The 26,479-nt window shown below is 60.5% G+C and carries 24 protein-coding genes; 9 read left to right on the forward strand and 15 right to left on the reverse strand.

What is annotated here, in order from left to right; all coding sequences use genetic code 11:
• Positions 1 to 36: 36 nt before the first annotated feature.
• Positions 37 to 765: a phosphatase PAP2 family protein gene (locus tag P3R38_RS04595; protein WP_023378857.1), complete on the reverse strand. Its 729-nt coding sequence runs from the start codon at positions 763 to 765 to the stop codon at positions 37 to 39.
• 178 nt (positions 766 to 943) lie between these two features.
• Here P3R38_RS04595 and colR point away from each other — a divergent pair, with 178 nt between their 5' ends.
• The 5 genes from colR (at position 944) to P3R38_RS04620 (ending at position 4,653) form a co-directional block, all read left to right on the forward strand.
• Positions 944 to 1,627, forward strand: a complete 684-nt coding sequence (gene colR, locus P3R38_RS04600; protein WP_003255215.1) for a two-component system response regulator ColR — start codon at positions 944 to 946, stop codon at positions 1,625 to 1,627.
• On the forward strand, positions 1,617 to 2,927 hold the full coding sequence (locus tag P3R38_RS04605; RefSeq protein WP_023378858.1) for a HAMP domain-containing sensor histidine kinase: 1,311 nt from the start codon (positions 1,617 to 1,619) through the stop codon (positions 2,925 to 2,927). The genes colR and P3R38_RS04605 overlap by 11 nt, the downstream gene beginning before the upstream one ends.
• A 107-nt stretch (positions 2,928 to 3,034) precedes the next feature.
• Positions 3,035 to 3,715, forward strand: coding sequence for a class I SAM-dependent methyltransferase (locus P3R38_RS04610; protein ID WP_023378859.1), 681 nt, complete (start codon positions 3,035 to 3,037; stop codon positions 3,713 to 3,715).
• A gap of 6 nt (positions 3,716 to 3,721) precedes the next feature.
• Positions 3,722 to 4,423 (forward strand): lipopolysaccharide kinase InaA family protein, encoded by a 702-nt coding sequence (locus tag P3R38_RS04615; protein WP_023378860.1) that lies wholly within the window; start codon positions 3,722 to 3,724, stop codon positions 4,421 to 4,423.
• Positions 4,420 to 4,653, forward strand: coding sequence for a hypothetical protein (locus P3R38_RS04620; RefSeq protein WP_023378861.1), 234 nt, complete (start codon positions 4,420 to 4,422; stop codon positions 4,651 to 4,653). The genes P3R38_RS04615 and P3R38_RS04620 overlap by 4 nt, the downstream gene beginning before the upstream one ends.
• An 80-nt stretch (positions 4,654 to 4,733) precedes the next feature.
• Here P3R38_RS04620 and P3R38_RS04625 read toward each other — a convergent pair whose 3' ends face one another.
• From P3R38_RS04625 to P3R38_RS04670, 10 genes are all read right to left on the reverse strand, one after another.
• Positions 4,734 to 5,921, reverse strand: coding sequence for a Bcr/CflA family efflux MFS transporter (locus P3R38_RS04625; protein WP_023378862.1), 1,188 nt, complete (start codon positions 5,919 to 5,921; stop codon positions 4,734 to 4,736).
• Complete coding sequence (locus P3R38_RS04630; RefSeq protein ID WP_277686866.1) at positions 5,918 to 6,844, reverse strand: diiron oxygenase; 927 nt, start codon at positions 6,842 to 6,844, stop codon at positions 5,918 to 5,920. Before P3R38_RS04630 ends, P3R38_RS04625 begins: the two co-directional genes overlap by 4 nt.
• Before the next feature lie 22 nt (positions 6,845 to 6,866).
• The gene (locus P3R38_RS04635; protein ID WP_277686867.1) at positions 6,867 to 7,910 is read right to left on the reverse strand and encodes a SagB/ThcOx family dehydrogenase; all 1,044 of its coding nucleotides are present in this window, start codon (positions 7,908 to 7,910) and stop codon (positions 6,867 to 6,869) included.
• A 520-nt stretch (positions 7,911 to 8,430) separates the two neighbouring features.
• On the reverse strand, positions 8,431 to 11,475 hold the full coding sequence (locus P3R38_RS04640; RefSeq protein WP_277686868.1) for a multidrug efflux RND transporter permease subunit: 3,045 nt from the start codon (positions 11,473 to 11,475) through the stop codon (positions 8,431 to 8,433).
• Between the two features lie 13 nt (positions 11,476 to 11,488).
• Positions 11,489 to 12,637 (reverse strand): efflux RND transporter periplasmic adaptor subunit, encoded by a 1,149-nt coding sequence (locus tag P3R38_RS04645; RefSeq protein ID WP_186598805.1) that lies wholly within the window; start codon positions 12,635 to 12,637, stop codon positions 11,489 to 11,491.
• A gap of 187 nt (positions 12,638 to 12,824) precedes the next feature.
• On the reverse strand, positions 12,825 to 13,922 hold the full coding sequence (locus tag P3R38_RS04650; RefSeq protein ID WP_104882134.1) for a DUF1513 domain-containing protein: 1,098 nt from the start codon (positions 13,920 to 13,922) through the stop codon (positions 12,825 to 12,827).
• A gap of 2 nt (positions 13,923 to 13,924) precedes the next feature.
• Positions 13,925 to 14,989: an imelysin family protein gene (locus P3R38_RS04655; protein ID WP_023378868.1), complete on the reverse strand. Its 1,065-nt coding sequence runs from the start codon at positions 14,987 to 14,989 to the stop codon at positions 13,925 to 13,927.
• Between the two features lie 16 nt (positions 14,990 to 15,005).
• Positions 15,006 to 16,433 carry a di-heme oxidoredictase family protein gene (locus P3R38_RS04660; protein WP_277686869.1) on the reverse strand — a complete coding sequence of 476 codons (1,428 nt, stop codon included), beginning with the start codon at positions 16,431 to 16,433 and terminating at the stop codon, positions 15,006 to 15,008.
• 150 nt (positions 16,434 to 16,583) lie between these two features.
• Positions 16,584 to 17,921 carry an imelysin family protein gene (locus tag P3R38_RS04665; RefSeq protein ID WP_023378870.1) on the reverse strand — a complete coding sequence of 446 codons (1,338 nt, stop codon included), beginning with the start codon at positions 17,919 to 17,921 and terminating at the stop codon, positions 16,584 to 16,586.
• Positions 17,922 to 18,080: 159 nt separating this feature from the next.
• Complete coding sequence (locus tag P3R38_RS04670) at positions 18,081 to 20,132, reverse strand: bifunctional diguanylate cyclase/phosphodiesterase (RefSeq protein ID WP_023378871.1); 2,052 nt, start codon at positions 20,130 to 20,132, stop codon at positions 18,081 to 18,083.
• A gap of 221 nt (positions 20,133 to 20,353) precedes the next feature.
• Between P3R38_RS04670 and P3R38_RS04675 the strand changes: the two genes are divergently transcribed.
• A complete protein-coding gene (locus P3R38_RS04675) occupies positions 20,354 to 20,566 on the forward strand; it encodes a hypothetical protein (protein WP_158664653.1) in 213 nt (70 codons plus the stop codon).
• A gap of 92 nt (positions 20,567 to 20,658) precedes the next feature.
• On the opposite strand, the gene P3R38_RS04680 is transcribed toward P3R38_RS04675, so the two are convergent.
• Positions 20,659 to 21,255 (reverse strand): Fe-Mn family superoxide dismutase, encoded by a 597-nt coding sequence (locus tag P3R38_RS04680; protein WP_003255187.1) that lies wholly within the window; start codon positions 21,253 to 21,255, stop codon positions 20,659 to 20,661.
• Between the two features lie 219 nt (positions 21,256 to 21,474).
• Entirely contained in the window at positions 21,475 to 22,074 is a 600-nt protein-coding gene (locus tag P3R38_RS04685) for a LysE/ArgO family amino acid transporter (RefSeq protein ID WP_023378872.1), read from the reverse strand.
• 127 nt (positions 22,075 to 22,201) lie between these two features.
• Here P3R38_RS04685 and P3R38_RS04690 point away from each other — a divergent pair, with 127 nt between their 5' ends.
• The 3 genes from P3R38_RS04690 to P3R38_RS04700 all read left to right on the forward strand — a co-directional run bounded on the left by P3R38_RS04690 (position 22,202) and on the right by P3R38_RS04700 (position 25,049).
• Complete coding sequence (locus P3R38_RS04690; protein ID WP_023378873.1) at positions 22,202 to 23,092, forward strand: LysR family transcriptional regulator ArgP; 891 nt, start codon at positions 22,202 to 22,204, stop codon at positions 23,090 to 23,092.
• Between the two features lie 49 nt (positions 23,093 to 23,141).
• On the forward strand, positions 23,142 to 24,137 hold the full coding sequence (locus tag P3R38_RS04695; RefSeq protein WP_023378874.1) for an NAD(P)-dependent oxidoreductase: 996 nt from the start codon (positions 23,142 to 23,144) through the stop codon (positions 24,135 to 24,137).
• Positions 24,138 to 24,224: 87 nt separating this feature from the next.
• Complete coding sequence (locus P3R38_RS04700; RefSeq protein WP_104882916.1) at positions 24,225 to 25,049, forward strand: ATPase; 825 nt, start codon at positions 24,225 to 24,227, stop codon at positions 25,047 to 25,049.
• Positions 25,050 to 25,097: 48 nt separating this feature from the next.
• Here P3R38_RS04700 and P3R38_RS04705 read toward each other — a convergent pair whose 3' ends face one another.
• Entirely contained in the window at positions 25,098 to 26,147 is a 1,050-nt protein-coding gene (locus P3R38_RS04705; RefSeq protein WP_027908094.1) for an alkene reductase, read from the reverse strand.
• A gap of 13 nt (positions 26,148 to 26,160) precedes the next feature.
• Positions 26,161 to 26,463: a helix-turn-helix transcriptional regulator gene (locus tag P3R38_RS04710; protein ID WP_023378877.1), complete on the reverse strand. Its 303-nt coding sequence runs from the start codon at positions 26,461 to 26,463 to the stop codon at positions 26,161 to 26,163.
• Positions 26,464 to 26,479 lie beyond the last annotated feature (16 nt).

Raw genomic sequence — 26,479 nt, forward strand, 5'->3', positions numbered from 1 at the left:
AAGCGGCGTGGCGGCTATCGCCGGCACGCCGGCTCCCTACACGGTTTTCGGTGCGACCGCGGGCACCACTGCCATCCCCCGTCGGTACAGGACCAGGTAATACGATCCCAAGCCGATCAGCCAGCAGAACACGGCTGTCCACACGTTGTGCGACAGGAAGTGCGCACCTTGCATCATCCGGCCAATCGACAGCACCGACCCGGCGACGAAGGCCACCGCCAAGGCCACCCGAGCCAGGCGAGGGCGACGGTCGCGCAGCATGAAGAACAGGCCGAACAGGCAGAAACCAGTCGCGGCGTGGCCACCGGGCCAGCACAGCCCAGGCTTGTCGGTGGCCGGTCGCGTTTCCAGCAGCTTGCTGTAGGTTTCCTTGCCGCCAAACTGGGTCAGGCTCCATGGGCACTGCACCTGGGTCACTTTTTTCAGTGGCGTGACGAACGCCGTGGAAAGGCCCAGCGCCAGCACCAGACAGCCCAACTCACGGCGCCAGCCGAAAAGCCGCTTCCAGAAGAAACTCAAGGCGAAGGTCACCAGCGCCAGTACACCTAGCAGGATCACACCCTGCTTGACCCTGTCATGCAGAATGTTTTCCAGCAGATAGCTATGGCGGCCGATGAACTGACCGGCCGCCGGGTCGAAGAACAGGTTGGCCACATCCATGTCGAGCGAGGTCAATTCGAGCAGGATCAGCGCCAGCGCGGTGGCCAACGGAATGCCCAGGTACAACCAGAAATTGATCGGACGGGGAGGGGTAGCTTGCTGCATGACAACTCCAGGCACACAAAAGAGCAGCCATTCTGGGCTGCCCGCTATCCTGTGTTCGTGAAGGAACGGTGAAAAATCCGTCAGCCGGGCCGATATTTTCCCAAAGCTGGCGCCAGGCCAGCGATGGCCTTAAGCTGCGCCTGCCGCGCACAGCGAAAGCGCCGCACAGGAGACCTCGATGCGCATTCTTTTGGTTGAAGACAACCGCGATATCCTCGCCAACCTCGCCGACTACCTCGGCATGAAAGGCTACACCGTCGACTGCGCCCAGGACGGCCTCTCCGGGCTGCATCTGGCTGCTACCGAACATTACGATCTGATCGTGCTCGACATCATGCTGCCAGGCATCGATGGCTACACCCTGTGCAAACGCCTGCGTGAAGATGCGCGGCGCGATACCCCGGTGATCATGCTCACCGCCCGCGACCAACTGGACGACCGCCTGCAGGGCTTCCGCTCCGGTGCCGACGACTACCTGCTCAAACCCTTCGCCTTGTCGGAACTGGCCGCGCGCATCGAGGCGGTGCTGCGCCGGGCCCAGGGCGGCGGGCGACGCACCCTGCAAGTCGCCGACTTGAGTTACGACCTCGACACCCTGGAAGTCACCCGCCAAGGGCGCCTGCTCAAGCTCAACCCAGTCGGTCTCAAGCTGTTGGCGGTGCTGATGCAGAAGAGCCCGCACGTGCTGCGCCGCGAAGTGCTGGAAGAAGCCTTGTGGGGCGACGACTGCCCGGACAGCGACAGCCTGCGCAGCCATGTCCACCAGTTGCGCCAGGTCATCGACAAGCCTTTCGAAAAGCCGTTGCTGCATACAGTCCATGGCGTCGGCTATCGCCTCGCCGAGGGCCGCGATGGAGTTTAAGCAAAGCCTTGCCCAACGCATCATCATCGCTTTTGCGCTGATGAGTGCGCTGGTGGCCGGCGCTTTCGCGTTCGGCATCGTCGCCACCGTGCACCTGGTGGAAGAGCGTTTGATCTCCTCGGTCCTCGGGGGCGACCTGCAACGGTTGCTGCGTATGGACAGTGTCAGCGACTGGAGCCACAGGCCGCGCCCCGACCAGCTGTTCTACTTCAGCGGTGGCCGAGACGATTTCGAACTGCCCAAGGACTTGCGTCACCTCGACGTGGGCTTCCACGAGGTGTTCCGAGACCAGCTGTCCTACCATGCGATGGTCGAGATCGTCGACGGACGGCGTTACGTGCTGCTGCAGGACCAGAGCGATTTCGAGGAACGCGAGCGAGTGCTGTTCGCCGTGGTCGTGGTTGGTTTCGTGCTCAGCCTGGTGCTGGCGGTGGTGCTTGGCTGGCTGGTCGCCCGGCGGGTGATGGCCCCGGTGATCCGCCTGGCGCGCCAGGTTCGTCACCGCGACCAGTTGCTGGGCCTTGCCCCCCCGCTGGCGCCAGATTACGCGGCGGATGAGGTCGGCCAGTTGGCCGTGGCCTTCGATGATACCTTGGGCCGGCTGCGTGACGCATTGACCCGAGAACGTCTGTTCACCAGCGACGTCAGCCATGAACTGCGCACCCCGCTGATGGTGCTGGCCACTTCCTGTGAATTGTTGATGGAAAACCCTGCGCTCGACAGCCGGTCGCGTAGCCAGGTAGAGCGTATTGCCCGCGCCACCGAAGAGATGCGTGAGCTGGTCAAGACCTTCCTCATGCTCGCCCGCGCCCAGCGCGACGAGGGCGCGGTGGCGTCGCAGGCGACTTTGCGTGAAGTGGCCGATGACCTGATTGGCGTCTGGCGGGACACCATCGAGCAGAAAGGCCTGACCTTGTACTTCGATGGCCGCGTCAGTGCCAGTTCCGTGTTGTACAACGCCACCTTCCTGCAATCGGTGATGGGCAACCTGCTGCGCAACGCTGCCCATTACACCGACAGCGGTTACATCCGCCTGAGCCTGGAACCCAATGGCTTCAGCGTGGAGGACAGCGGTGTGGGGATCCCGGAAGAGCAGCGCGAGGCCATGTTCCGACCCTTCGTACGCGGGGACGAGCGTCGCGGTGAGGGCCTCGGACTGGGCCTGTCGCTGGTTCAGCGCATCTGCGACGACCAGGGCTGGAGGGTTACCCTCACGGCGACCTCGCCCCACGGTTGCCGCTTCCAGGTGGACCTGAGCAAGACTGCGGAAAAAGCCAACAATCTGGCTATAGCCGAGTAATGTTTAGAAACAGCCCGCATGGCGGCTAACGTATTTTTCACATCCGCATAACCTGATTCCAACGCTTCCTTACCTAAGGTGGGCGCACTGGAGTCAGGAGATGCCCCATGCGCAGCCCCATCAAACTAGAATTTTCCGAGAAGTACGACCAGCAACATGCACAAGAGTACTTCTTGAAGCACCAGGATGGACTGGCTCGCCGCCTTTCTCACCAGCGTGACGAGCAACTGGCTCGCCGCGCCCTGGCCTTGGCTGGCGAGCCAGGGTTGGTGCTTGACCTACCCTGCGGCGCAGGCCGTTTCTGGCCGTTGCTGGCTGAGAAGCCCAACCGCGTAATCATCGGTGCCGACAACTCCGAGGCGATGATCGAGACAGCCTGTGCCTCGCAACCGCCAGAAGTGGTAGCCCGGGTACGACCTTTGCAGACCTCGGCTTTTGCAATCGATCTGCCGGATAATTCCGTGGACAGCATCTTTTGCATGCGGCTGTTCCACCATATCGGCGAGGCGGCCCACCGGAAAACAATTCTTTCGGAATTTCAAAGGGTTAGCCGTGACAGCGTAATCCTGTCATTGTGGGTGGACGGTAATTTCAAGGCGTGGCGGCGGAAAAAGCTCGAGCAGCGCCGTAGCGCCAAGGCGAACAAAGACAGTTACCAGAACCGTTTCGTGTTACCGGCGACCACGGTTGAGGATGAATTCGAAGCTGCCGGCTTCAGGATTCAGGAACGTTTGGACTTCCTGCCGTTCTATGCGATGTGGCGAGTCTATGTATTGCGCAAGGGGTAGTGGTTAATGGCAGTCGGCCAAAGTCAGGCATCGAAGTTCGATTTCTACTGGCACCAGCAGGGTGAATGGGTCGAGGAGCCCAACCAGCGGCGTGGCGGTGAAAGTGGAGTACAGCGGTTGAGCGATGCCAATGGGCAAGTGTTGTACGCCAAGCGTCAGGTCGGGCACATCTATCGAAGCCTGCTGCATCCGTTCGGCAGGCCGACCGTGCTACGCGAGCTCGACGCATTGAACAGCTTCGAGCAACTGGGGGTGCGCGTGCCCCGCATCGTCTTTTGCGGTGCCGAACGCGATGACGACCATCAATGGCGTGCTTTGCTGGTCAGCGAGGCGCTCGATGGGTTCGTCGATCTGGACACCTGGCATGCCGAAGGCGCGCGCGAGCGCTACCCGCAAGTCGTGCACCAGCGCATGATTCAGGACTTGGCCGATAATCTGGCGCGCATGCACCTGGGGCATTGGCAGCACGGTTGCCTGTATGGCAAGCACGTATTCGTCAAGGTGATTGGTGACGGCGAGCAAGCCCGTGTGGAAGTGGCGTTGCTGGACTTGGAAAAGTGCCGGCGGCGGATCAGTTGCCAGCGTGCGGCAGCCAATGACCTTCGCCAATTGCGCCGCCATTCGTCGTTCACCGACGCAGAATGGCAATCGCTGCTCTATGTTTACAAGATGGCGTTTGGCAGCGCTGTCAAAGGGTTAGAGCAATGAAACTAGAAATCGCTCGAGCTTTGTTCCTGGTAGCTGGCCTGGCGGTGACCACGGTAGCGGCGGCGGCCTGGGAAGAGCCGAAGCCCACGGTGTTCAGCAAGGCCGAGTTGAGCGAGCAGTGTGCACTGCCGCGGGAAGTCAAACAGCAATCCCAGGCCCAGACCCAACCGGATCAGGACCTGCTGCTATTGCTGTTCGGCTTGCGCCAGGGGTTGAGGCCATTTGGTTGAACCCTGCGTTAGCTAGAAAAGCCAGAGGCCTCGCGATTGCGGGGCCTCTGGCATTTTTGTGTCTGTCTTTCCGGCAAAAGTCAGCAATGCTGCGTGCTATCGACCTTGAGGCACATAAGCAGCAGGCAACCGCTAAGCGCGCTGCTCAAGAATAGAATTCCTAAGCTCATTGGAAGTAGGTGTTCGGCTGACGCGACCAAAGTGCCTGCAAGTCCACCGCCGGCAAATAGCAATGTAGTACTGAGGGACGCGGCTGCCCCTGCCTGCTGCGGATAACGGGCCAACGCCTGCGAAGTCGAGGCGGGTCGTACCATCGTTGTTCCTGCCGTGCATAAGATCATCGGTATCATGAGACCTGCTACCGATAGCACTGCTGCCCACTGCCAAATCAATAAAGTGACCCCTGCGGTACCTATAAGCAGGAATCCCGTGCAAATTTGAGCCTGCACACTGACGCGATTGTTCAGGAAGGTCGCGGTTGCACCACCGACGACATACGCCAGCCCATAGGCGATGAATACAACGGAAAACTGATACGGCGTGAGGCCAAGTTGATCCATCAGTACCAATGGTGCAATGACGATGAAGGCAAAATGGCAGGCGAACGCGAAAGTGGCCTGCAGGGAATAGGCTATATAGAGCGTGTCACGCAGCATGGGAAGATAGCTTCGAATGCCCGCATTACTGCTGTATGACGCAGGTTCTTCATGCGATAGCACCCAGGTAAGAAACATGACAAAAGTAGCGATCAAAATAAATGCCGTAAAGCTGCCTTCCCAGCCGAATAATTGTTGGAGCGCAGCGCCCGCGATCGGTGAAATTGATATGAATAAACCACTTGCACTCGTTATTACGATGCGCATGGTGTTGCGCTGCTTTCCGCTATAGAGGTCCTGTATCAACGCCTGGCCCAGAACCAGACTTCCACAGCCGGCAGCCTGTAGCAACCGGAATGCCATAAAGGTCTCATAGTCAGATGAAAGTAGGCAGCCGGTAGCCCCGGCAATGGATACAGCCAATCCACCGAGTAGCAACCGATTACGACCAATTCGATCTGACAGGGGGCCAATCACCAATTGCGCCACCGCTACGCCAAAGGCGAAGAAACTTACGGAGTAAGCTATTTGCTTTGGTTGTACTTGAAAGGCTTCTGCAAGCGCTGGGAATGAAGGGAGAATGACGTCCAGAGGGAAAACGCCTAGTAGGCATAAAAGAATCAGTAACAATGGGCGAAGAATGGTGCTTTTTAAAGTTTTGGCCTGGTTCATGCTGGCAGTCCTGCTGCCCTGAATTGAATCGCATAGCGCTCATCTTTAAGTAGCTTGGTGCGCTTAATCGCCTGAAGCGTTATTTTGGAAATTGCGGGTATTCGAAGCGTCCAGTTGGATGTTATGTCGTTGATAATGACTTTTGCAATGGATGGGTGCTTTTTGAAAATTGACTGTAAGAATGGCTCGTCGGGTTGGCAGAAAGCGCGGAGCGCTTTCAGTAAAGTAGGAATTAGATAATCCTTCTGAGAGATTGATAGCTGATGCCAGAGTTGTGCGAAACAGTCTGAGAAAAAAATGGCATGGCGCCCTTCATCATGAAGGTGGTCAATCAGCATGTTTGCCACAGGCGTGACAAGTGAATCGCGAGTCAAATTGTACAGTTCGTTGGTTATTATTGTTTCAGAAACAAAGGCGATGCAAAAGCGGGTAATCCAGTTGAGCGATTGGGGGCTATTTTGTAATAATTGGTCAAGGCTATTAATGCGCGCAGAATTTATTCGTTCAAGGCAAAAATGGTTCGCTACTGGGTCCGCAATTTCTTTAGAAAAAAGCGCGTGATACGCCTCGTCGGTATAAAGTTTTAACGCATTAAGTTGCACGTCTTTATCAAAGAAATGTTTTAAGTCGCCAGAAATGATGCAGTGCACGGTTTCATTGATGTGACCCATTTCAAGTCGTGTCGTGTAGTCCATGAAGTGGATGAGGTGGTAGGCGTGCAGTACTAGCAAATCTTTTTTTGAAAGCTGTTTGGCCGAATCATGAGCCAACGCTGGACTTAACGCCCTAGGAAACCACAGGTCGGGTTCGGACTGTGTAAAATCTTCTACGGAAAAATGGTAGGCATAAGGGCGCGAGCGTACAGCACTCGTGATGTGCCAGCTTTTAAATACAGTACTGCTACGGGTTGTAATTTTTTCCATGCGTGTGTCTCGCGCCAGTACTTTACGATATCAGAGCCCTTAAGGAACGAGGTGTCGCATTTCCGTTGCTATAGCCACATGCGACGAAAAAAAGGACGTGTTCACTTGGGTTGTCGAACATGAGTAGAGGCTCGATGCTCGTTTCGTTTAATGCGCCGGTGAGCCAAGTATTCATGCCTCTGTCGGTTGCGGCGAGTTGGAAGGTCTGTGCGGCATGACCAACTTCTATTAGTGCCATTCGATAGGCGCGCGAATGCTCGTATTTCCACCACAATTTGTCGAATCTGGAGCTCAAGAACAATCCAGCGGGTATGTCATTGGCGAAGTGATGGCCCGATAATAAATCACCCAGGGCACAAGGCAGTGGGCTTCGCCAATGAAGCTCATGTCGCCGTGGGTCGTAGTAATAAATTCCGGCTTCCAGGCTGTCTACGTTGTTTACATATACATAGCCTTCAGTAGCGTTCAGCCCGCCTACTGAGGGGGTGGCGCGGCGTCTTGAGTATTCATTTTCTTCCTCTTTGACGTAATTAATGGTTCTGCTTCCAATAAAGCCTAAGGTATGGTGTAAAATTTCGGCAAGATCAGCTAAGGAGATCGGTATTCGCTGGAAGTCTCTAACGGTTGCTCGGTTTTTGAATGCCTTGTCAACTGCAAATGTACTTCTTGGTATAGGCAGTGAAATGCCGCTTTCGCTGGTGCGGGAATTATCAGGCTGTATATTCTTGTTTAGTACGGAGTTGCAGTGTTCAAGGTACTGCAGTGCCCACTCCTCCTCGCTTGAAGGGTGATTTTCTATAGGGATGTCTTTAGTGCCGTAATGGAATATTCTTGAGAGTACATCCCAGCCCCAGTCAGAATTGTCGTCGGCATCGTCCATGAAAACGTTGCAGCATTTCAGATCGGCGGTTAGATCGTCATTTAACTCTTTGTGATCTTTCTCGTAAATGAGATGGATTAGCCGGTTTGCGTGGTCTCTGGATAACTGGTACTGTTTGTGGTTTTTGAAACCCCAACAAATCAGGGAGTTATTCATGGCGATAAAGAAGCAATTTTTACTTATCATGCTCCCTCCTTTAACAACTGAAGGGCAGGCCGGCACTGCTCTTCAGTATTTATGGGTTAAGGCTTATTTGGTTTTTTTTGACCAAGTGCGCCATGTTCGCCAATTTGGTGCATTCCATCTTAATGGTTTTCATATTGTTCTCTCCATTTTGGTGTCGCGTCATTGTGACGTTTTTGATAATAGCGGTAAGTTCAAGATGTACAAGTAGAAGAGGGTGGCGAAAATTCTGATGTGGTTGTAGGAATTTTTACCATGGCCACTTTAAAGAGCGGATTTGTTTCTCTGTAAGGCGTCTAGAATGCGGGTGCCCTAGCATCTCCATGCTGACTGTTATCATGCGAATTAGATGCAGGAATTGCTCTGTCTTTCACTGATAACCAGCAAGATCAGGCGTGAATGGATGATGTGAGAGCCTGGGAGCGGTAATTTTTAGATTGTGTTGCGGAGCAGCGCTTTTCTATTGGGGATTTTGTATCTGGCTTTTCGGCCTCTTCGCGGGCGAGCCTGCGAAGAGGCCGGATCAGGTTAATGCGGGCTCGTTGGCCTTCGCCTTGTGCGCCAACAAGGTGTAGATACAAGGCAACACAAACAAGGTAAACAGCGTGCCAATCGACATCCCGGTGGCAATCACCGTACCGATGTCAAAACGGCTTACCGCCCCGGCTCCGGTCGCCAGAATCAGCGGCACCATGCCGAACACCATCGCCGCCGTGGTCATCAGCACTGGCCGCAGTCGAATGGCCGCCGCTTCCTCGATGGCCTCACGCACGCTCAAGCCGCGTTCCTCACGCAACTGGTTGGCGAATTCGACGATCAGGATGCCGTGTTTGCTGATTAGCCCGATCAAGGTCACCAGCCCGACCTGGGTGTAGATGTTCATGCTCGAAATACCCAGGAATAGCGGCAGCAACGCCCCGCAGATCGATAACGGTACCGTTACCAGGATCACCAGCGGGTCGCGGAAACTCTCGAACTGTGCAGCCAACACCAGGAAGATGATTGCCAGCGCCAAGCCAAAGGTAACCCATAGTGCGCTGCCTTCCTGGACGAACTGCCTGGCCTGCCCGGCGTAGTCGAAGGCGAAACCGTCCGGTGCTTCTTCACGGGCGATATCCTGCATCGTCTTGAGCGCTTCCCCCATGCTGACCATCGGGACGCCCTGAATGATCGCCGAGTTCAACTGCTGGAACTGGTTGAGCTGGCGTGGGCGGGCGCGGTCGCTCAGGGTGATCAAGGTCGACAGCGGCAGCATCTGGCCCTGTTCGTTCTTTACGTAGTAACTGTTCAACCAGCCAAGGTTGTCGCGGTAGGGCCGCTCGACCTGGGCGATCACCTTGTAGCTGCGGCCTTCGAGGGTGAATCGATTGATTTCCGCCTCACCCAGCAGGGTCGCCAGGGTACCGCCGAGGGTCTCCATGGAAACACCCATTTGAGCCGCCTTCGCCCGGTCGATGTCGACCAGCACTTCAGGCTTGTCGAAGGCCAGGTCGATATCGAGGAAGGCGAATTTTCCCGAGGCCTGAGCGCGAGTCTTGACCCGTTCGGCAACCTCCAGCAGGGCAGGGTAGTCACCGGCTGTGTTGATCACGAACTGGAACGGCAAGCCTTCGCCGGTGCCGGGCAGCGACGGCAGGTTGAAGCCGAAGATCTGCAAGCCACCAATCTCTTCGAGCTTGGCTTGTACCAGCGGCAGCAACTCCATCTGGGTGCGCTCGCGTTCGTTCCAGGGTTTGAGCAGGAAGCCGCCGATGCCGGTCTGCACGCCGTTGAAGCCATTGATCTGGAATGACGAGTAATACTCGGGGAAGGTCTTGAAGATTGGCGTGAAACTATCGGTGTACGCATTGAGGTAGTCGAGGTTGGCCGGTTGCGGCGAGCTGCTCATCATGAATATCACCCCCTGGTCCTCGTTGGGGGCCAGTTCGCTCTGGGTGAATTTGAGCAGCACCGGAATCAGGCACAGGATGATCACCGCGAACACCAGTACCACGGGCCGACTGTCGAGGGTGGCATGCAACATTCGCTGGTAGCGGACTTTCAGACGCTCGAACAGGGCGTCCAGCCGGTGGGCCAGGCCGCTGGGGTTTGCATCGGCGCGCAGCAGCAGCGCGCACATCATCGGTGACAGGGTCAGGGCGACGATGCCCGAGATGATCACCGCACCGGCCAGGGTCAGGGCGAACTCCTTGAACAGTGCCCCGGTCAGCCCGGTCAGAAAGCCGATGGGGGCATAGACGGCAGCCAGGGTGATGGTCATCGACACCACCGGCAGGGCGATCTCGCGTGCGCCTTCTATCGCCGCATTGAACGGTGACTTGCCTTCCTCGATGTGTCGGTGGATGTTTTCCACCACGACGATGGCATCGTCCACCACCAGCCCGATGGCCAGCACCATCGCCAGCAGGGTCAGCAGGTTGAGCGAGTAGCCCATCATCTGCATGAAGAACAGTACGCCGATCATCGACAGTGGGATGGTCACCACGGGGATCAGCACCGAGCGCAAGGCACCGAGGAACAGGAACACCACCACGATGACGATCAGCACTGCCTCGCCAAGGGTCTTGATCACTTCGTCGATCGAGGCCTGGATGAACAGCGTTGCGTCGTAGGCAATCGACACTTTCAACGCCGAAGGTAACTGGCTCTCCAGCTCGGGCATGATGCGACGCACTTCCTTGATCACGTCCAACGGGTTGGCAGCGGGGGTGGCCTTGATACCGATGTACACCGACGGGGTGCCGTCGAACGAGCTGACCGTATCGTAGTTTTCCGCACCCATCTCGACCCGCGCCACATCCCCCAGCAGCACCCGGCTGTCGCCGTTGGTCTTCACCGGCAGGGCGGCGAACGCCTCGGCTGACTTCAACTCGGTGCTGGCGTTGATGCTGGTGACCACGTATTCGCCCTTCACTTCGCCGGCAGCGGAGAGGAAGTTGTAGCGGCGCACGGCGTCGGTCACGTCAGTGGCCGACAGGCCGAAACCGGCAAGCTTCACAGGGTCGAGCCAGATTCGCATGGCAAACACCTGGTTACCGAGGATCTCCGCTTCGGCCATGCCTGGCAGGGTGGCGAGCTTGGGCTGGATGACCCGTGACAGGTAGTCGGTGATCTGCGGGTTGCTCATCTCCTTGCTGTAGAAGCTGATGTACATCAGCGCGGAAGCATCGGCGGCTTCCTTGCTCAGCACCGGGTCTTCGGCGTCTTGTGGCAGTTTGTTGCGCACTTCGTTGGCTTTGGCCAGCAACTCGGTGAACAAGCGGTCGCTGTCGGCACCAATGCGCGCGTAGATGGAGATGACCGAAAAATTCTGCCGGCTGACCGAGGTCATGTAATCGATGCCCTCGGCACTGGCGAGGCTCTGCTGCAGGGGCTGGGTGATGTAGCCCTGGATGGTTTCGGCGTTGGCCCCGGGGTAGGCGGTGGTCACCGTGATCAGGGCATTCTCCATTTGAGGATACTGGCGGATCTGCAGTTTGCTCCAGGCCTGGAAACCCAACAGCAGAATTAGCAGGCTGACCACGCAGGCCAGTACCGGGCGGCGGATGAACGGGTCGGTGAATGCCATGCCTGACTCCTGTTCAGTCCGCGGGCGGGGCGCTTTGGGCGGGACGCAGCGCGGTGTCCTGGCCGATGCGGATGGCCGCACCAGGCGTGAGCTTGAGCTGCCCGGCGGTGACCACCTGCTCCCCGGCCGCAAGGCCTTTGCTGACCACCACCACGCCGTCGCGACGCTCGCCGGTTTGCACGGTGCGTTGCTCGGCAGTCAGTTGCGGGTGGCCTTGTGCATCGTGCTCGATCTTGCCGTCCTTGTCCTTCTTCGGGGTGGCTACATACACCGAGTTGCCGTAGAGGGTGTAGGTGATGGCGCTTTCAGGCACCACTACCTGGAGTTGTGGGTTGGGCAACAACACCAGCAGGTTGGCGAACATGCCCGGTAGCAGCTTGCCGTCCGGGTTGGCCATGGTGGCGCGCACCAGCAGGTTGCGGGTGTCCTCATCGACCTTGGGGTTGATCGCGCTTAGGCTGGCGGGGAAGGTCTGGCCTGGGTACGCCGCCACCTGTACCAGCACCTGCTGGCCCAGGCTCAGTTGCGGTAAAGCTTGCTCGGGCACGTTGAAGTCGACGTAGAGGCTGCTCAGGTCTTGCAGGGTAGCGATCACCGTGCCGCTGGCCAGGTAGTCACCGACATCGACCTGGCGAATGCCGATGGTGCCACTGAAGGGGGCGTTGATGCTCTTTTTCGCCAGGGAGGCCTTGAGTTGGTCGACCACTGCCTGGTTGCGCCGGTACTGGGCCGTCAGGCGGTCGAACTCGCCCCGAGAGATGGCTGAGTCGCCCACCAGCTGGCTGCCGCGTCCGTAATCAACCTTGGCCAGGGCCAGGTCAGCCTGAGCCGTGCCCAGCAGAGCGGCTTCCTGGTCGCTGTCCAGTTGCAGCAGGAGTTGCCCTGCCTTGACCTGCTGGCCGGAGTCGAAGTGCAAGGCCTTGACCGTACCGGACTGCTCCAGGCTCAGCTCGACTCCCTGCCATGCCTTGAGGCTGCCCACAGCAGGCAGGCGTGTCTGCCACTGGCGCTCTTCCGCCAGGGTGGCAGCCACGGTGATCGGTGGCCTGGGCGCAGAGAACACCTGGATCTGTTGATAGATCGAGTACGCCTTGATGCCCCCCAAGGCCAGCACGATCAGCACAACGACGGCCAACATGATAAGCATGCGGCGGCGCAGCATAGGTCCACTTCCTTGGATAGGTGGTTGTTATTCGCTTTGACACGACAACGGGCGATCCTGCCCACGTGCGATGGGGGAAGTATTGACTGTTTTCGACGGGCGGGGAAGGGGAGTGTCGTGGCTGTGCCGCCCCCATCGCCACGGTGGGTCTTGGCGACCAACCGTGGCGATGGGGGCAGCACAGGTATCAAGCCAGGTGCAGATGGTTGTCCCAGAAGCCCGAAGGCAGGTTCATCGGCTGCCCGATCAGTTCCGCTTTGCGGCAATCATAGAACCTGCAACGGCCCTGTCCGGAGGTCACGACGAAACCGTCCTGCACCGCACCCACACCGGCGCAATCGGGCATCGGCGCATCGAGCTTGACCGCGCCGCTGTCCAGGTCCCAGATGAACAGCCGGTTGGCCCGAGGCGCGGTCAACGCCACCAGGCGCAGGTCGCTATGGATGGCCACGCTGGCGGTGTATTGGGCCATTGACTGGAGTTGGCGTTCCGGCACCGGGAAGGCCTTGAACGGCTCGCCCGGACGCTTGATCGCCAGCAGCTCGGCGGTCTCGGTGGCATCGCCCATGAACTGTTGGCAGGCGGCAATGGTACCGTCGCTGCCCACCGCCAGGTGGCGCACGCTGTTCATCTGTTGGGCGAGGGTTTCCTTGCTCAGCAGGGTGCCGTCACGCTGCATCAGCACCAGGCTGGGCTCCATGGCATCAAGGTTCATCTCGACCCGGCTCTCGGCTTCGGTGCGGATGCCGCCGTTGGCCACGACCAGGGTTTCGCCATCTGGCAGCCAGGCCACCTCATGCGGGCCGATGCCATGGGTCGGGATCTCGCCGGTATGCACTAGGCGCTCGCCCTCGAAGCGATAGATACCCAGCACGCCCCGACCTGGGTCGGTGGTGTCGTTTTCCGTCGCGTACAACCATTGGCCATCCTTGTGAATGACTGCATGGCCATAGAAGTGACGGTTCGGCTGTGAGGTGACGGTCTGCAACAGACGCCCGTCGCGCAGGTCGACCAGGTAGCTTTCGGTACCAGGACGCCGGGCGACGAAAAGCGCTATCGGCAACTCGGGGTGGTTGATGATGGCATGGCAACGCTGGGCGACCTGGGTGCTGAACACCTGGGTGCCATCCAGGCGAAACCCGACGGCATAGTGCTTGCCGTCGCCATCGTCACGCGCCGAGAGCAGCAGGGGCTCGCTGCCTTTGTTGCGCAGCAGGCTCCAACCGCCCAGGGTAAGGGCGCTGAGCAATACGCTACCGAGTTTGAGTGCCTGGCGTCGCAGCATGATCAGTCACCGTCGTTGGCATTGAAGCCAAGCTGGATGTTCAACGCCTTGGCCAGCTCGCCTTCGTGCAGGCGGTGGACGACGTTGAGGCTGTCGTAGATCTGGTTGAGGGTCTGTTGGCCAGCTTCGTCGGCAAGCAGCTCACCCAGTGTCTTGTGATTGTCGGCCAGCAATTTGAGCGACGTCGCGTAGGCGTCGTCGATCTTTTCCACCAGCGCTTTCTGATCGCTGCCCAGCAGACCGCGCAGGCCCTGGTTGTCGACCCCGACCCAGACCGCTTGGGCAGCTTTCAGGCTGGCTTCCAGGCTCTTGAGCGAGGAGTGGCTACGCCAGGCTTCGGCTTGCAACGGCTGGGCGATACCCTTGCTCTGACGGCCCATCGGTGCGCCGAGCTTTTTCTTCAGAGTGTCCAGGGCGGTGACCTGGGCGCGCAGCAGGTCGGCGATGGCCTCGTGGGAGTCGGCATAGCGCTGGTTGGGGAACTTGGTCATCTGCGACAGCATCCCGTCGGTGCTGTTCCAGGTCTTGAGGATCTCCTCGGCCAACACCTTCTGGTGTTCGCCGATGGCCACCAGCAGTGGGCAGTAGCGGGCTTTCTGCTCGGCCGTGGCGATGTCCGGCTTGCTGTCGAACAGAATGTATTCGTAAGCCGACAGGCCACGGACCACGACGCTGGCCTTGCTCAGGGCTTCGGCGTCGACCGGCTTGTCGCCACTGAGCAATTGCTCGACCTGGCGACCGACCAGGTTCTTCTTGTCTGGCCAGAACTGCACTTGCCAGGCCCGGTTGCCCTCGGCCAGCGGGCCGACGAGCAGCGGCTGCAGTTCGGCCCATGCCTTCTGCGCATTGAGGAAGTCGGCGCGGGCGGCCTCCAGGGACTGCTTGCCTTCGCAATAGGCCAGGGCGCTGGCAGCCAGCTGGCGGTCGGCTTCGACCCAGCGGCTGTAGGTGGGCAGGATCACTTGCTTGGCGATCGCGGCGGAGGTGATTGCCTGCGGATCCTGCGGCGAGCAGGCGCCCAGGGCGAGTGCGGCGAGGCTGGTGAACAACAGTTTGGGTCGGAACATGCCGGGTCCTTACGCGTTAAAGTGAATTCAGGAAAGCCAACAGCGCAGCGCGCTGTTCGGCATTGAAGGTGAGCACTTGGTTGCGTGCCGCCTCGGCTTCGCCACCGTGCCAGAGCACGGCCTCGAGCAGGTTTCGGGCACGACCATCGTGCAGGAACTGGGTGTGGCCGCTGACCGTTTCGGTCAGGCCGATGCCCCAGAGCGGCGGCGTGCGCCAATCCTGGCCGTTAGCGGCGAACTCGGTGCGCTCGTCGGCAAGGCCGGGGCCCATGTCGTGTAGCAGCAGGTCGCTGTAGGGGCGGATGACCTGGCCCGACAGTTCCGGCTCGGCAGCATTGGTGGCTGTGGTGAACTGAGGGGTGTGGCAGCCTTGGCAACCGGCTTGGAAGAACAGGTTCTTGCCGGCCAGTACCTGCGGCGCATCCACGTTGCGTCGGGCTGGCACGCCGAGGTTGCGGGTATAGAACGTGACCAGTCGCAGAATGTTGTCGCTGACTTCCTTTTCGCCATTGGCGCTGTCGCCATTGGGCGCAGACAAGCAGGCGGTTTGCGCCGAGGTACAGTCGTCCTTCGGTTGCAAGGTGCTGGTCAGGCCCATGTCGCCAGCAAAGGCGTGCACATTTTGCTGGTTGACGTTGGGCTGGCCGGCTTTCCAGCCGAAACGGCCAAGCACCGGTTTGCCCTGTGCGTCGTCCCAGACCCGGTTGCCGCGGCCACGGATGCCGTCGCGGTTGCGGTCATCGGGGTCTTCATTGGCCAGGATGTCGGCTTCGGGGATGGCTTCGAGCAGGCCGAGGCCGATCATGGGCGGCGCTACACGGGCGGAGAAGCGTGTATCGGGGTGCATCGGCCCATAGCCAAGCTGGGTGATCTGCAAGGTCGGCTTGCGCAGTTCGACCTGGTGGCCGTCCTCGAAGGTCACGGTCTGGCGGTCGTAGCTCACGCGCACCTTGCCTTCTGGTGCCACGCCGGGGATGGCCATGTCCTGCAACTGGGTGCCATAGACTGGCTCGGGCACCACGCCCAGGCGTTCGATTTCCTTGGCCAGGTAGGGTTGGTCGGGAATCGACAGGCGCACGAGCATCGACACCGCATTGCTGTCATCCGGGCCGGGCGGGTGGCCGCGTCCGTCACGGACATGGCAGTTCTGGCAGGCATTGGTGTTGAACAGCGGGCCCAAACCATCACGTGCGGTGGTGGTGGAGGGAGCGATCACCCAGGGGTTGCGGAAGAAACTGTTGCCGACGCTGAAGTCCAGGCGCCGCTCGGGCGACAGGTTTGCCGACGGCATCGAAAAGGCGTTGCGGTCGCTACGCTGCACGGTCGCTTGACCCGCGGACAGCGCTTCGCCGGGCTCGGCCTGGGTAAAGCGCGGGGCGTCGTCACAGGCGGTGAGCGCGAAGGCCAGCAGCAGAGGGGAAAGTCGGGACAGCGTCAAGGACATCGAGAATCCTGGGCGTGAGCGAAAAACCGGCGTGCAAGCTTAGCAAACCAGGGAAGTTTGAATAAGAGCAATTTGCAATTGCCAGATGAAATGGGTGTGAACGAAAAAGGCGACCCGAAGGCCGCCTCTTCCCACATTGCCACTGCTGAATCAGAACTCGTGATCAGCGGTATCCGGGTTCAGGTTGGCAATACCCAGCTTGCCAGCGGCCTGTTCGATCGCACCGGTCTGCTTGACCAGCGAGGCGATGGCGTCGCGCACGATCTGGTTGCCGGCAGCATTGTCGGCGGCGATCAGTTGGTCGTAGTGCTCGCCTTTGAGGGCATGGTCGACGATGACCTGAATCTTCGCCTCGGTGGCCTCCAGATCGGCCTTGAGGGTGGCGTCGGCAGCCGGATCGACCTTGGCCACCAGTTCCGACAGGCTTGGGCCGGTCAGCTTGGTGCCGTCGGGACGGGTGTACTCGCCCAGGTAGACGTTGCGGATGCCCTTGGCGTCATAGAAGTGCGAGTAGTGGGTGTTGTCGCTGAAGCAGTCCTGCTCGTCTTCAGGGGAGTTGGCTTCCAGGGAAACCTTCATGCGCTCGCCCGCCAGTTCACCCAGCGACAGGCTGCCCATGCCGAACAGCATCTTGCGCAGACCGTCGTTGACAGGCTCGGCTTCTAGCTTGGCGCGGTAGTTGTCGGCGACGTTCGGCGCCCAGTTGCCGACCATCTCTTCGAGGTCTTTGACCAGCAGTTCGGTGACGGCCTTCAGGTAGGCGCGGCGACGCTCGTTATGGCCGCCAGTGGCGCCTTTGCCTTCCAGGTAGTCGGAGGCTGGACGGTTGCCAGCGCCTGGGCCGGTGCCGTTGAGGTCCTGGCCCCAGAGCAGGAATTCGATGGCGTGGTAGCCAGTGGCGACGTTGGCTTCGGAGCCGCCCAGCTCATTCAGGCTGGCCAGTTTCTCCGGGGTGATGTCCTTGACGTCGACCTTCTCTTCGCCCACCTGGATCTGGGTGTTGGCGATGATGTTGGCGCTGGCGGCCGGGTTGCCCAGGGCGTGTTCGTAGCTCTTGTCGACATAGTCGATCAGGCCTTCGTCCAGGGGCCAGGCGTTAACCTGGCCTTCCCAATCGTCGATGATGGTGTTGCCGAAGCGGAAGGCTTCGCTCTGCAGGTACGGAACGCGCGCGGCGGCCCAGGCAGCCTTGGCGGCTTTGAGGGTTTCGTCGTTGGGCTTGGCCAGGAATGCCTCGACGGCGGTCTGCAGGGCCTTGGCGGTGCTCAACGAGTCGCTGTACACGGCGTAGACCATCTCGGTGTAATGCTTGACCACGGCCTTGCCGGCCGCTTCGTCGACAGCCCCCGGCGCTGCTGCAGCGGTGCTGGCGGCAGCAGGTGCCTGAGCTTGCGGAGCGGCAGCCTTGTCATCCTTGCCTTCACCGCAACCGGCGAGAGCGATGGCGATGGCCAGCAGACTGGCGGAGGCCAGAGGCATTCGAATCATTGTTGGTTTCCTGCGTCGTGGAGTTGGACCATGGGTTAGGCCGTGTGCCGTGGCACGCGAAAGCGTAACATCATGCGAAAGATTTGCATTTGCTGTAAAGAGGCCAGCATGCAATTCATGTAAATGCAGGTCACGGCCTGTAACCAGAGGGGAGCGGTGTTACAGCGCCGATACGTGGTTGCGCTGCGCCTGCTTGAGGAAACTCACCAGTTCACGCGCGGACAGCGGTTTGCTGTAGTGGTAGCCCTGGCCCTCATGGCAGCCCTGGGCAATGATGTAGCTTTCCTGCTCGGCGGTTTCCACGCCTTCGGCAATCACCTGCATGCCCAGGCTCTTGCCCAACTGGATGATGGCGCGAACGATGGTGGCATCGTCGTCATCGTCCAGCAGGTCCTGGACGAAGCTCTTGTCGATCTTGATCTTGTCCAGCGGTAGCGACTTCAGATAGCTGAGCGAGGAGTAGCCGGTGCCGAAATCGTCGATGGCGATCATCGCGCCGGAACGACGCAGGCTCAGCAGGTGCTGGGCAGCGGTGCTGATGTCTTCCATCAGGCCGGTCTCGGTGACTTCCAGCTCCAGGCTGCGCGGCGGCAGGCGGTAGGCCTGCAGCAGGTTGTTGACCACCCGTGGCAGTTCATTGTGGTGCAGTTGCACGGTGGACAGGTTCACCGCCATGCGCAGATCGCTGAAGCCCATGTCGTGCCATTCGCGTAATTGGCGACAGGCCTGGTCGAGCACCCATTCGCCGATGGCGATGATGTTGCCGTTCTGCTCGGCCAAGGGGATGAACTGGTCCGGTGGGACCATGCCCAGCTCGGGGTGATGCCAGCGCAGCAGCGCTTCCACACCCACCACCCGGTTGTCGCGGTAGCTGATCTGCGGCTGGTACACCAGGTACAGCTGGTTACGCGACAGGGCTTCGCGCAGGTCTTTTTCCAGTTCGCGGCGTCGGCGCATCTCGCTGTCGACGCTGGCGATGTAGAACTGGTAACGGTTGCGCGAGCGTGCCTTGGCCAGGGTCATGGTCTGTTCGGCTTTTTGCAGCAGTTTTTCGGTGCTGTCGCCATCCTCAGGGAACAGAGTGATGCCAATGGTGGCGCGCAGGCGGATTTCCTGATGGTCGAGGGCGAACGGCACTTCCAGGTCGTCGAGGATGCTCTGCGCCAGCTCGGCCGCCTCATAGGGCTGCTCGATATTGGCCTGGACCAGGGCGAACTGGTCGCCGCCCAAGCGCGCCAGGGCACCGAGACGGCCGCTATGGGCGCGCAGACGGTCGGCCAGGGCCAGCAGCAGTTGGTCGCCCGCCTGGTAGCTGAATTGCTCGTTGATGCCCTTGAAGTCATCCAGTCCCACGCACAGTACCGCTACGCGGTGCTGCAGGCGGCCGCCGTCGACGAGGATCTTGTCCAGCTGTTCCTGTAGTTGCTGGCGGTTGGGCAGGCCGGTGAGGAAGTCGTACTGGGCCATGCGCTGCAGGCTGTTCTCGGCTTCATGGCGCAGGTGGGTATTGCGCTCGATGGAGGCCAGCAGCTGGTTGGCAGTGTTGACCCAGATGCCCAGTTCGTTCTTTTCGTGGCCCTTGAGCAGCGGTATCTGGTGCTGGCTGGGGCGGTCGGGGTTGATCTGGGTCAGGTGGTCGATGATCTTCGACAATGGCTTGGTGAGCAGCCAGTGGTAGACCAGGTACAGTACCAGGCCCATGGCCAGGGCGCGCAGTACGCCGGAAATGAAGATGATCACCGCATTGATCAGGAAGTCTTCGCCATAGGCGGCGGTGTCGAGGGTGATGCTCAGGTCGCCGTAGTACTCGCTGTAGGGGCCGCGGCCAACCAGTTGGGTGGTGTAGGTGCGTTCCTGGCCGAGGATCAGGTCGGTCAGCCAGCGCATCGACATGTCGCGCAGTGGGCGGGATTTTTCGGCCAGCATGGTTTCGTTGGGGTGGCCGATCGAGGCCATGCGCACCGACTCGTCCTGGAACAACCCCTCCATGACCTGCATGCCCATTTCCCGGTCGAGGCTGTACACCGCCTGGGTCGATGGATCGCGGAACATGTCGAGGATCCGCTGGGCATCGCTGTTCACGGCCTGGCGGGTCTTGTAGGTGTCGTAGACGATCTGCGCGCAGCTGAGAACCACGCCGACCGCCAACGCCGACAGCAGCACGACCCTGAGCAACTTGACCGACAAGCTGTTCCGCAATTCCAGCTTCAATGGGGTTTCCTTAATCCATGCGCATGGCATCATTTTGCCATCAACGTTGGCAATACACTATCGGCCGGTTGCCACGGGCAGTTCGCGAGTCGCGGCGGCTCATTGCGGGTTCCGTCCTGAGCAGTGTATCGGTTGCGCTGCCATGCGACTTGAGTGCGCTGCATCAACATTCCAGACGTTTGATGTTAGCGCGCTATGCGAGGGGAGCAAGAGGGGGAGGCATGTATTCGGACATGAGGGAAAATGCGAGCGGTTATGAGATCGAGCGCCGCCCGCGCGATGCGTCGCGTAAGCGGCGCTCGATCCTGCACCGGCCCCATATCGGCGAACAAAAAAGCATCGCGAGCAAGGCTCGCTCCTACCTTGATTGGCGTGAAACAACCGTAGGAGCGAGCCTTGCTCGCGATGCACCGCGCGGGTGGTGCTCGATCTGACATGCCCCGCACCACTCACGGCATGCATCGAAGTCAACGCTGAGCCCAATAAAAAACCCGGCGCTGGGCCGGGTTTTTCGGACAAGCCTGAATCAGGCCTTGAAGGTCTTGCCTTCGAACTGCTCGGCAACGAAGGCCCAGTTGACCAGGTTCCAGAACGCCTCGACGTACTTCGGACGCAGGTTGCGGTAGTCGATGTAGTAGGCGTGCTCCCAGACGTCGCAGGTCAGCAGCGGGGTGTCGCCGCTGGTCAGCGGGCAGCCAGCGCCGATGGTGCTGGCCAGGGCCAGGGAGCCGTCGGCCTTCTTCACCAGCCAGCCCCAACCGGAACCGAAGGTGCCGACGGAAGTCTTGGTGAACTCTTCCTTGAACTTGTCGAAGGAACCGAAGGCGGCGTTGATGGCGTCAGCCAGGGCGCCGGTCGGTTGGCCACCGCCGTTTGGCGACAGGCAGTTCCAGTAGAAGGTGTGGTTCCAGACTTGAGCGGCGTTGTTGAAGATGCCGCCCGAAGAGCTCTTGACGATCTCTTCCAGGGTCTTGCCTTCAAATTCGGTGCCTGGGACCAGGTTGTTCAGGTTCACGACATAGGTGTTGTGGTGCTTGTCGTGGTGATACTCCAGGGTTTCCTTGGAGATGTGCGGCTGCAGGGCATCATGGGCGTACGGCAGCGGCGGCAATTCAAAAGCCATGGTGGATCTCCTGATTCAGGTCTAGTTCGCGGTTTGCGCAAGGCCGATCACGGGCGGCCCGGTAGGCGTCAGCGAGTATGTACTCTTTGCGACGCGAGGGCAGGATCATAGCACCAGCCCCCGCGCATAACCACGCGACAAAGATAGGGAATAGAGGTTCCAGAGCGGTTGCCAGCACCGGCCTCATCACTGGCACGCCAGGTCCTGCAGGCGCTGGGCTCAGTTGAAGATCAACTGCGCCGCCACCGCGAACATCATCACCGCTACCATCAGGTCTAGCAGGCGCCAGGTTGTTGGGCGTGCCAGCCAGGGGGCCAGCCAGGCCGCGCCCAGGGCCAGGGTCGAGAACCACACCAGTGAAGCACTGGCCGCACCGGCCACGTAGGCGCCTGGCACAGTTTGCTGGGCACCGAGCGAACCGATCAGCAGTACGGTGTCAAGGTACACGTGTGGGTTGAGCAGCGTTACCGCCAAGGCACTGAGCAACACCGCTCGGCGCGAGCGCATACCCTGGCCTTCCTGATGTTGCAGGCTCTGCTTCGAGCAGGCGCTGCGCAGCGCCTTGGCGCCATACCAGAGCAGGAACAGCGCGCCACCCCAGCGGGCAATCGCCAGCAGCGTCGGATTGTGCGCCAGCACCGTGGCCAGGCCGAACACACCGGCGGCGACCAGGATCGCATCGCACACGATGCACAGCGCCGCCACCGGCAGGTGATGCTCCCGGCGCAGGCTCTGGGCCAGGACGAACGCATTCTGCGCGCCGATGGCCATGATCAGGCCGAAGGCCACCAACATACCGTTCAAATAGCTTTGCCACATGGCGGGAACACTCCACTGACACCCACGAAGCCGTGGGTGCTGATGACTGAAAGAAGTTGCTGGCCATTGTGGGGAACAGCGCTGTATAAGAAAAACAAATAACGCTGATCCGTCATTAGGGAAATTGATGTTCGACTACAAATTGCTCTCTGCGCTCGCCGCCGTGATCGAGCAAGGCGGCTTCGAACGGGCGGCACAGGCGCTGGGGTTGTCGCAATCGGCGATATCGCAACGCATCAAGTTGCTTGAGGCGCGAGTCGGCCAACCGGTGCTGGTGCGGGCTGCACCACCGAGTCCGACCGAGGTCGGTCGGCAGTTGCTCAACCATGTGCAGCAGGTGCGTCTGCTTGAGCGCGACTTGCAGCGCCAGGTACCGGCGCTGGACGAGGAGGGCTTGCCCGAGCGCTTGCGCATCGCGCTTAACGCCGACAGCCTGGCGACCTGGTGGGCGCGCGCGGTGGGGGCGTTCTGTGCCGAGCAACAAGTGCTGACCGACCTGGTGGTGGAAGACCAGGAGGTTGGCCTCAAACGCATGCGCGCCGGTGAAGTGGCGGCCTGCCTGTGCGGCAGCGAACGGCCGGTGGCCGGTGCGCGCAGCCTGGCGCTGGGGGCGATGCGCTACCGGGCGCTGGCCAGTCCGGCATTCATGGCGCGTTATTTCCCCAAGGGTTTCGATGCCAAGCGGCTGGCGCGCTCCCCGGCCATCGTCTACGGGCCGGACGATTTCCTCCAGCACCGCTACCTGGCATCACTCGGCATACAGGACGGCTTCCTGCACCACCTTTGCCCATCGTCTGAGGGTTTTCTGCGCATGACCGAAGCCGGCCTGGGCTGGGGACTGGTTCCCGAATTGCAGGCCCGCGAGCAACTGGCCAACGGTCAGTTGGTGGAAATCTGCGTAGATACTCCTATCGATGTCCCGTTGTACTGGCATCATTGGCGCAATGGCGGGCACCTGCTCGCGCAACTGACCGATCACTTGCGGCACAGCGCACGGCAATGGCTGGTGCCCTTGTAGTCGCGGCTGGCGTCAGTTGCATCTGAAATCTGGCAAGACGGGGTCTTACATGCGAATTCTGGTCACCGGCGCGAGTGGCTTCATCGGCGGACGCTTTGCGCGTTTCGCCCTGGAGCAAGGCCTGGACGTGCGGGTCAGCGGTCGGCGTGCCGAAGGTGTCGAGCATCTGGTCAAGCGCGGTGCGCAGTTCATCCCGGGCGACCTGGGCGATGCCGAGCTGGCGCGTCGTCTGTGCCAAGGGGTCGAGGCGGTGGTGCACTGCGCCGGAGCTGTGGGCAACTGGGGGCGTTACCAGGATTTCCACCAAGGCAATGTGGTGGTCACCGAGAACGTCGTAGAGGGCTGCCTGAAAGAGCATGTGCGGCGCCTGGTGCACTTGTCGTCGCCGTCGATCTACTTCAATGGCCGCTCGCGTCTGGACGTTCGTGAAGACCAGATACCCCGGCGTTTCCACGACCACTACGCGCAGACCAAGTACCTGGCCGAACAGAAGGTCTTCGGCGCCCAGGAGTTCGGCCTGGAAGTGTTGGCCCTGCGCCCACGGTTCGTCACGGGCGCAGGGGATGCCAGCATTTTCCCGCGCTTGATGAACATGCAGCGCAAGGGCCGGGTAGCCATCATTGGCAATGGCCTGAACAAGGTCGACTTCACCAGTGTGCACAACCTCAACGAGGCGCTGCTCAGTGCCCTGTTCGCCGAAGACCGTGCCCTTGGCCAGGCCTACAACATCAGTAACGGGCACCCGCTGCCGTTGTGGGACGTGGTCAACTATGTGATGCGCCAGATGCAGTTGCCGCAAGTCACCCGCTACCGCTCCTATGGGCTGGCCTACAGTCTCGCGGCCATCAACGAGGCGGCCTGCCTGCTCTGGCCCGGTCGACCGCAGCCAACGTTGTCACGCCTGGGGATGCAGGTGATGAGCCGCGATTTCACCCTGGATATCAGCCGCGCGCGGCACTACTTGGACTACCAGCCCAAGGTGAGCCTGTGGACGGCGCTGGATGAATTCTGTGCGTGGTGGAAGCACTTGCCGGCTGGCCAGTGAACCTGGCGTGCCGATGATGGTCATCAGTGCGCCGCGCGAGCGGTTTATAATCATGCCTCTTTGCTACTACTGCGGTTGAATGCACCCATGCGTAACGATTCCCACGACGACTTCGATGACGGGCCGACCCTGCGGGCCGGCACCCCTGATGATGACGAACTGCTGCCCGCGCACGTGGCGCGCAGCCGGCACAAGGCTGCTCGCCCGGCCAGCACCGGCCCGCTGTGGGCCTTGCTCGGGGCTTCGGTCATCGCGCTGGCAGGCCTCGGTTGGTGGAGCTTCCAGCAGATCACGCTGATGGAGCAGCAACTGGTAGCTACCCAGGAAAGCTTCGCCCGCATCAGCGAGGAAGCTGCTGGGCGACTGCAGGCGATCAGCGGCAAAGTGGCGGCCACGGAGTCCACTGCCAACACCGGGAGCGAGGCTTTGAAGCTGCAGATTCGTCAGTTGCAGGCCAGTCTGGCCGAGCAGGGCAAGCAGCAACAGGGTGTGGCCGGGCAGGCGGGAGACTTGGGCAAGCGTCTGGAGCAAGTGCTGGCTGACACCCGCGAACAGCAGAAGGCGGTCACCGAGCTGCAAAGCCAGCTGCAGGCGCAGTTGAAGGCAGTGAACGCTGAACTGGCGGCACTGAAGTCGGGGCAGGTGGACGGTGGCAAGCTCGATGGCCAGCTGAAGAACCTGAGCGAAGAAGTGGCAGCGCTGAAAAAGCAGGGCAACCCCAACGCCGCGATCGAGAGCCTGGAGCAAGATGTGCTGGTATTGAAGAGCCAGGCGGACAACCGACCGGCAGCGGCCTCTGGTGGGGCTTCGGTCCAGGAGTTCGATGCGTTTCGTGGGCAGACCACTCGTAGCATCAATACCCTGCAAAGTCAGATCCAGAACCTGCAACAGCAGATCAACGCGCGGCCCTGAGAACCGTTGCACCCCTGATCGCCGGGTTGCCGGCGACCAGGGCTGCGATTACATCCGCGGATAGTCGATGTAGCCGACCGGCCCCTTGGCGTAGAAGGTTTCAGGGTGCGCCTGGTTCAGCGGCGCATCCGCAGCCAGGCGTGCAGGCAAGTCAGGGTTGGCGATGAATGGCACACCAAAGGCCACTGCATCCGCCCTGCCACTGGCCAGTGCCGCGTTCGCGCTGGTCTTGTCGAAACGTTCGTTGACGATGTAAGGGCCTGCGAACGCTTCCTTGATCAGCGGGCCGATGCTGTCATCGGCTTCCTTCTCGCGCGAGCAGATGAACGCAATGCCGCGCTTGCCCAGTTCACGGGCGACATAGGTGAACGTTTCGGCACGATTGTCGTCGCCCATGTCATGGGAGTCGGCACGTGGCGCCAGGTGAACGCCGACGCGGCCAGGGCCCCATACTTCGATTGCCGCATCGGTCACTTCCAGCAGCAGACGCGCACGGTTTTCCAGCGAGCCACCATAACGGTCGGTGCGCTGGTTGGTGCTGCTCTGCAAGAACTGGTCAAGCAGGTAGCCGTTGGCGCCGTGAATCTCGACGCCGTCGAAACCGGCGGCCTTGGCATTTTCCGCACCTACCCGGTAAGCCTCGACGATGTCGGCAATCTCTTCGGTCTCCAGGGCACGCGGGGTAGGGTAGTCGGCAAGGGGCCGCACCAGGCTCACGTGGCCCTTGGGCTTGATCGCGCTCGGTGCTACCGGCAATTCACCATTGAGGTAGCTGGGGTGCGAGATACGGCCAACGTGCCACAACTGCAGGAACATGCGACCGCCTGCGGCGTGCACTGCCTTGGTCACGTTGTTCCAGCCGCGTACCTGGTCGTCGGACCAGATGCCGGGGGTGTCGGGGTAGCCGACGCCCATGGGCGTCACTGAAGTCGCCTCGCTCAGGATCAGCCCGGCGCTAGCACGCTGCACGTAGTACTCGGCCATCAGTGCATTGGGCACGCGGCCTTCGTCGGCGCGGCAGCGGGTGAGAGGGGCCATGATGATGCGGTTGGGCAATTGCAGGTCGCCGAGGGTGATCGGATCGAAAAGGGTGGTCATGTCGTGGTCCTTGTCAGAGCTCTTGGCTCATCTGCGCGAGGAACGCCTTGATGGTGTCCTCGTTACGTTTGAAAAAATGCCACTGGCCGATCTTCTGGCTGCTGATGAGGCCGGCGCGTTGCAAGGTGGCCAGGTGGGCGGAGACCGTCGACTGCGACAGGCCGCAGCGTTGGTCGATCTGCCCGGCACAGACGCCGTGCTCGGTGCTGTGGTACTGGTCAGGGAATTGCGCTGCCGGGTCCTTCAGCCAGGTGAGGATTTCTCGCCGGACCGGATGGGCCAAGGCTTTGATGATTTCGTCGAGATCGAGAGGCATGGTTAGGCTCGTGGTG

Source organism: Pseudomonas sp. NyZ480, from assembly GCF_029537255.1.
Taxonomy (GTDB): domain Bacteria; phylum Pseudomonadota; class Gammaproteobacteria; order Pseudomonadales; family Pseudomonadaceae; genus Aquipseudomonas; species Aquipseudomonas taiwanensis.

Bases quoted from the DNA above. Each gene is read 5' to 3' on its own strand.
- P3R38_RS04665 (WP_023378870.1), bottom strand. From the start codon at position 17,921: ATGATTCGAATGCCTCTGGCCTCCGCCAGTCTGCTGGCCATCGCCATC.
- P3R38_RS04650 (WP_104882134.1), bottom strand. From the start codon at position 13,922: ATGCTGCGACGCCAGGCACTCAAACTCGGTAGCGTATTGCTCAGCGCC.
- P3R38_RS04630 (WP_277686866.1), bottom strand. From the start codon at position 6,844: ATGGAAAAAATTACAACCCGTAGCAGTACTGTATTTAAAAGCTGGCAC.
- P3R38_RS04660 (WP_277686869.1), bottom strand. From the start codon at position 16,433: ATGTCCTTGACGCTGTCCCGACTTTCCCCTCTGCTGCTGGCCTTCGCG.
- P3R38_RS04620 (WP_023378861.1), top strand. From the start codon at position 4,420: ATGAAACTAGAAATCGCTCGAGCTTTGTTCCTGGTAGCTGGCCTGGCG.
- P3R38_RS04710 (WP_023378877.1), bottom strand. From the start codon at position 26,463: ATGCCTCTCGATCTCGACGAAATCATCAAAGCCTTGGCCCATCCGGTC.
- P3R38_RS04655 (WP_023378868.1), bottom strand. From the start codon at position 14,989: ATGTTCCGACCCAAACTGTTGTTCACCAGCCTCGCCGCACTCGCCCTG.
- P3R38_RS04640 (WP_277686868.1), bottom strand. From the start codon at position 11,475: ATGGCATTCACCGACCCGTTCATCCGCCGCCCGGTACTGGCCTGCGTG.
- P3R38_RS04690 (WP_023378873.1), top strand. From the start codon at position 22,202: ATGTTCGACTACAAATTGCTCTCTGCGCTCGCCGCCGTGATCGAGCAA.
- P3R38_RS04695 (WP_023378874.1), top strand. From the start codon at position 23,142: ATGCGAATTCTGGTCACCGGCGCGAGTGGCTTCATCGGCGGACGCTTT.
- P3R38_RS04605 (WP_023378858.1), top strand. From the start codon at position 1,617: ATGGAGTTTAAGCAAAGCCTTGCCCAACGCATCATCATCGCTTTTGCG.
- P3R38_RS04625 (WP_023378862.1), bottom strand. From the start codon at position 5,921: ATGAACCAGGCCAAAACTTTAAAAAGCACCATTCTTCGCCCATTGTTA.
- P3R38_RS04595 (WP_023378857.1), bottom strand. From the start codon at position 765: ATGCAGCAAGCTACCCCTCCCCGTCCGATCAATTTCTGGTTGTACCTG.
- P3R38_RS04615 (WP_023378860.1), top strand. From the start codon at position 3,722: ATGGCAGTCGGCCAAAGTCAGGCATCGAAGTTCGATTTCTACTGGCAC.
- P3R38_RS04675 (WP_158664653.1), top strand. From the start codon at position 20,354: ATGTATTCGGACATGAGGGAAAATGCGAGCGGTTATGAGATCGAGCGC.
- P3R38_RS04610 (WP_023378859.1), top strand. From the start codon at position 3,035: ATGCGCAGCCCCATCAAACTAGAATTTTCCGAGAAGTACGACCAGCAA.
- P3R38_RS04635 (WP_277686867.1), bottom strand. From the start codon at position 7,910: ATGATAAGTAAAAATTGCTTCTTTATCGCCATGAATAACTCCCTGATT.
- colR (WP_003255215.1), top strand. From the start codon at position 944: ATGCGCATTCTTTTGGTTGAAGACAACCGCGATATCCTCGCCAACCTC.
- P3R38_RS04685 (WP_023378872.1), bottom strand. From the start codon at position 22,074: ATGTGGCAAAGCTATTTGAACGGTATGTTGGTGGCCTTCGGCCTGATC.
- P3R38_RS04645 (WP_186598805.1), bottom strand. From the start codon at position 12,637: ATGCTGCGCCGCCGCATGCTTATCATGTTGGCCGTCGTTGTGCTGATC.
- P3R38_RS04680 (WP_003255187.1), bottom strand. From the start codon at position 21,255: ATGGCTTTTGAATTGCCGCCGCTGCCGTACGCCCATGATGCCCTGCAG.
- P3R38_RS04700 (WP_104882916.1), top strand. From the start codon at position 24,225: ATGCGTAACGATTCCCACGACGACTTCGATGACGGGCCGACCCTGCGG.
- P3R38_RS04705 (WP_027908094.1), bottom strand. From the start codon at position 26,147: ATGACCACCCTTTTCGATCCGATCACCCTCGGCGACCTGCAATTGCCC.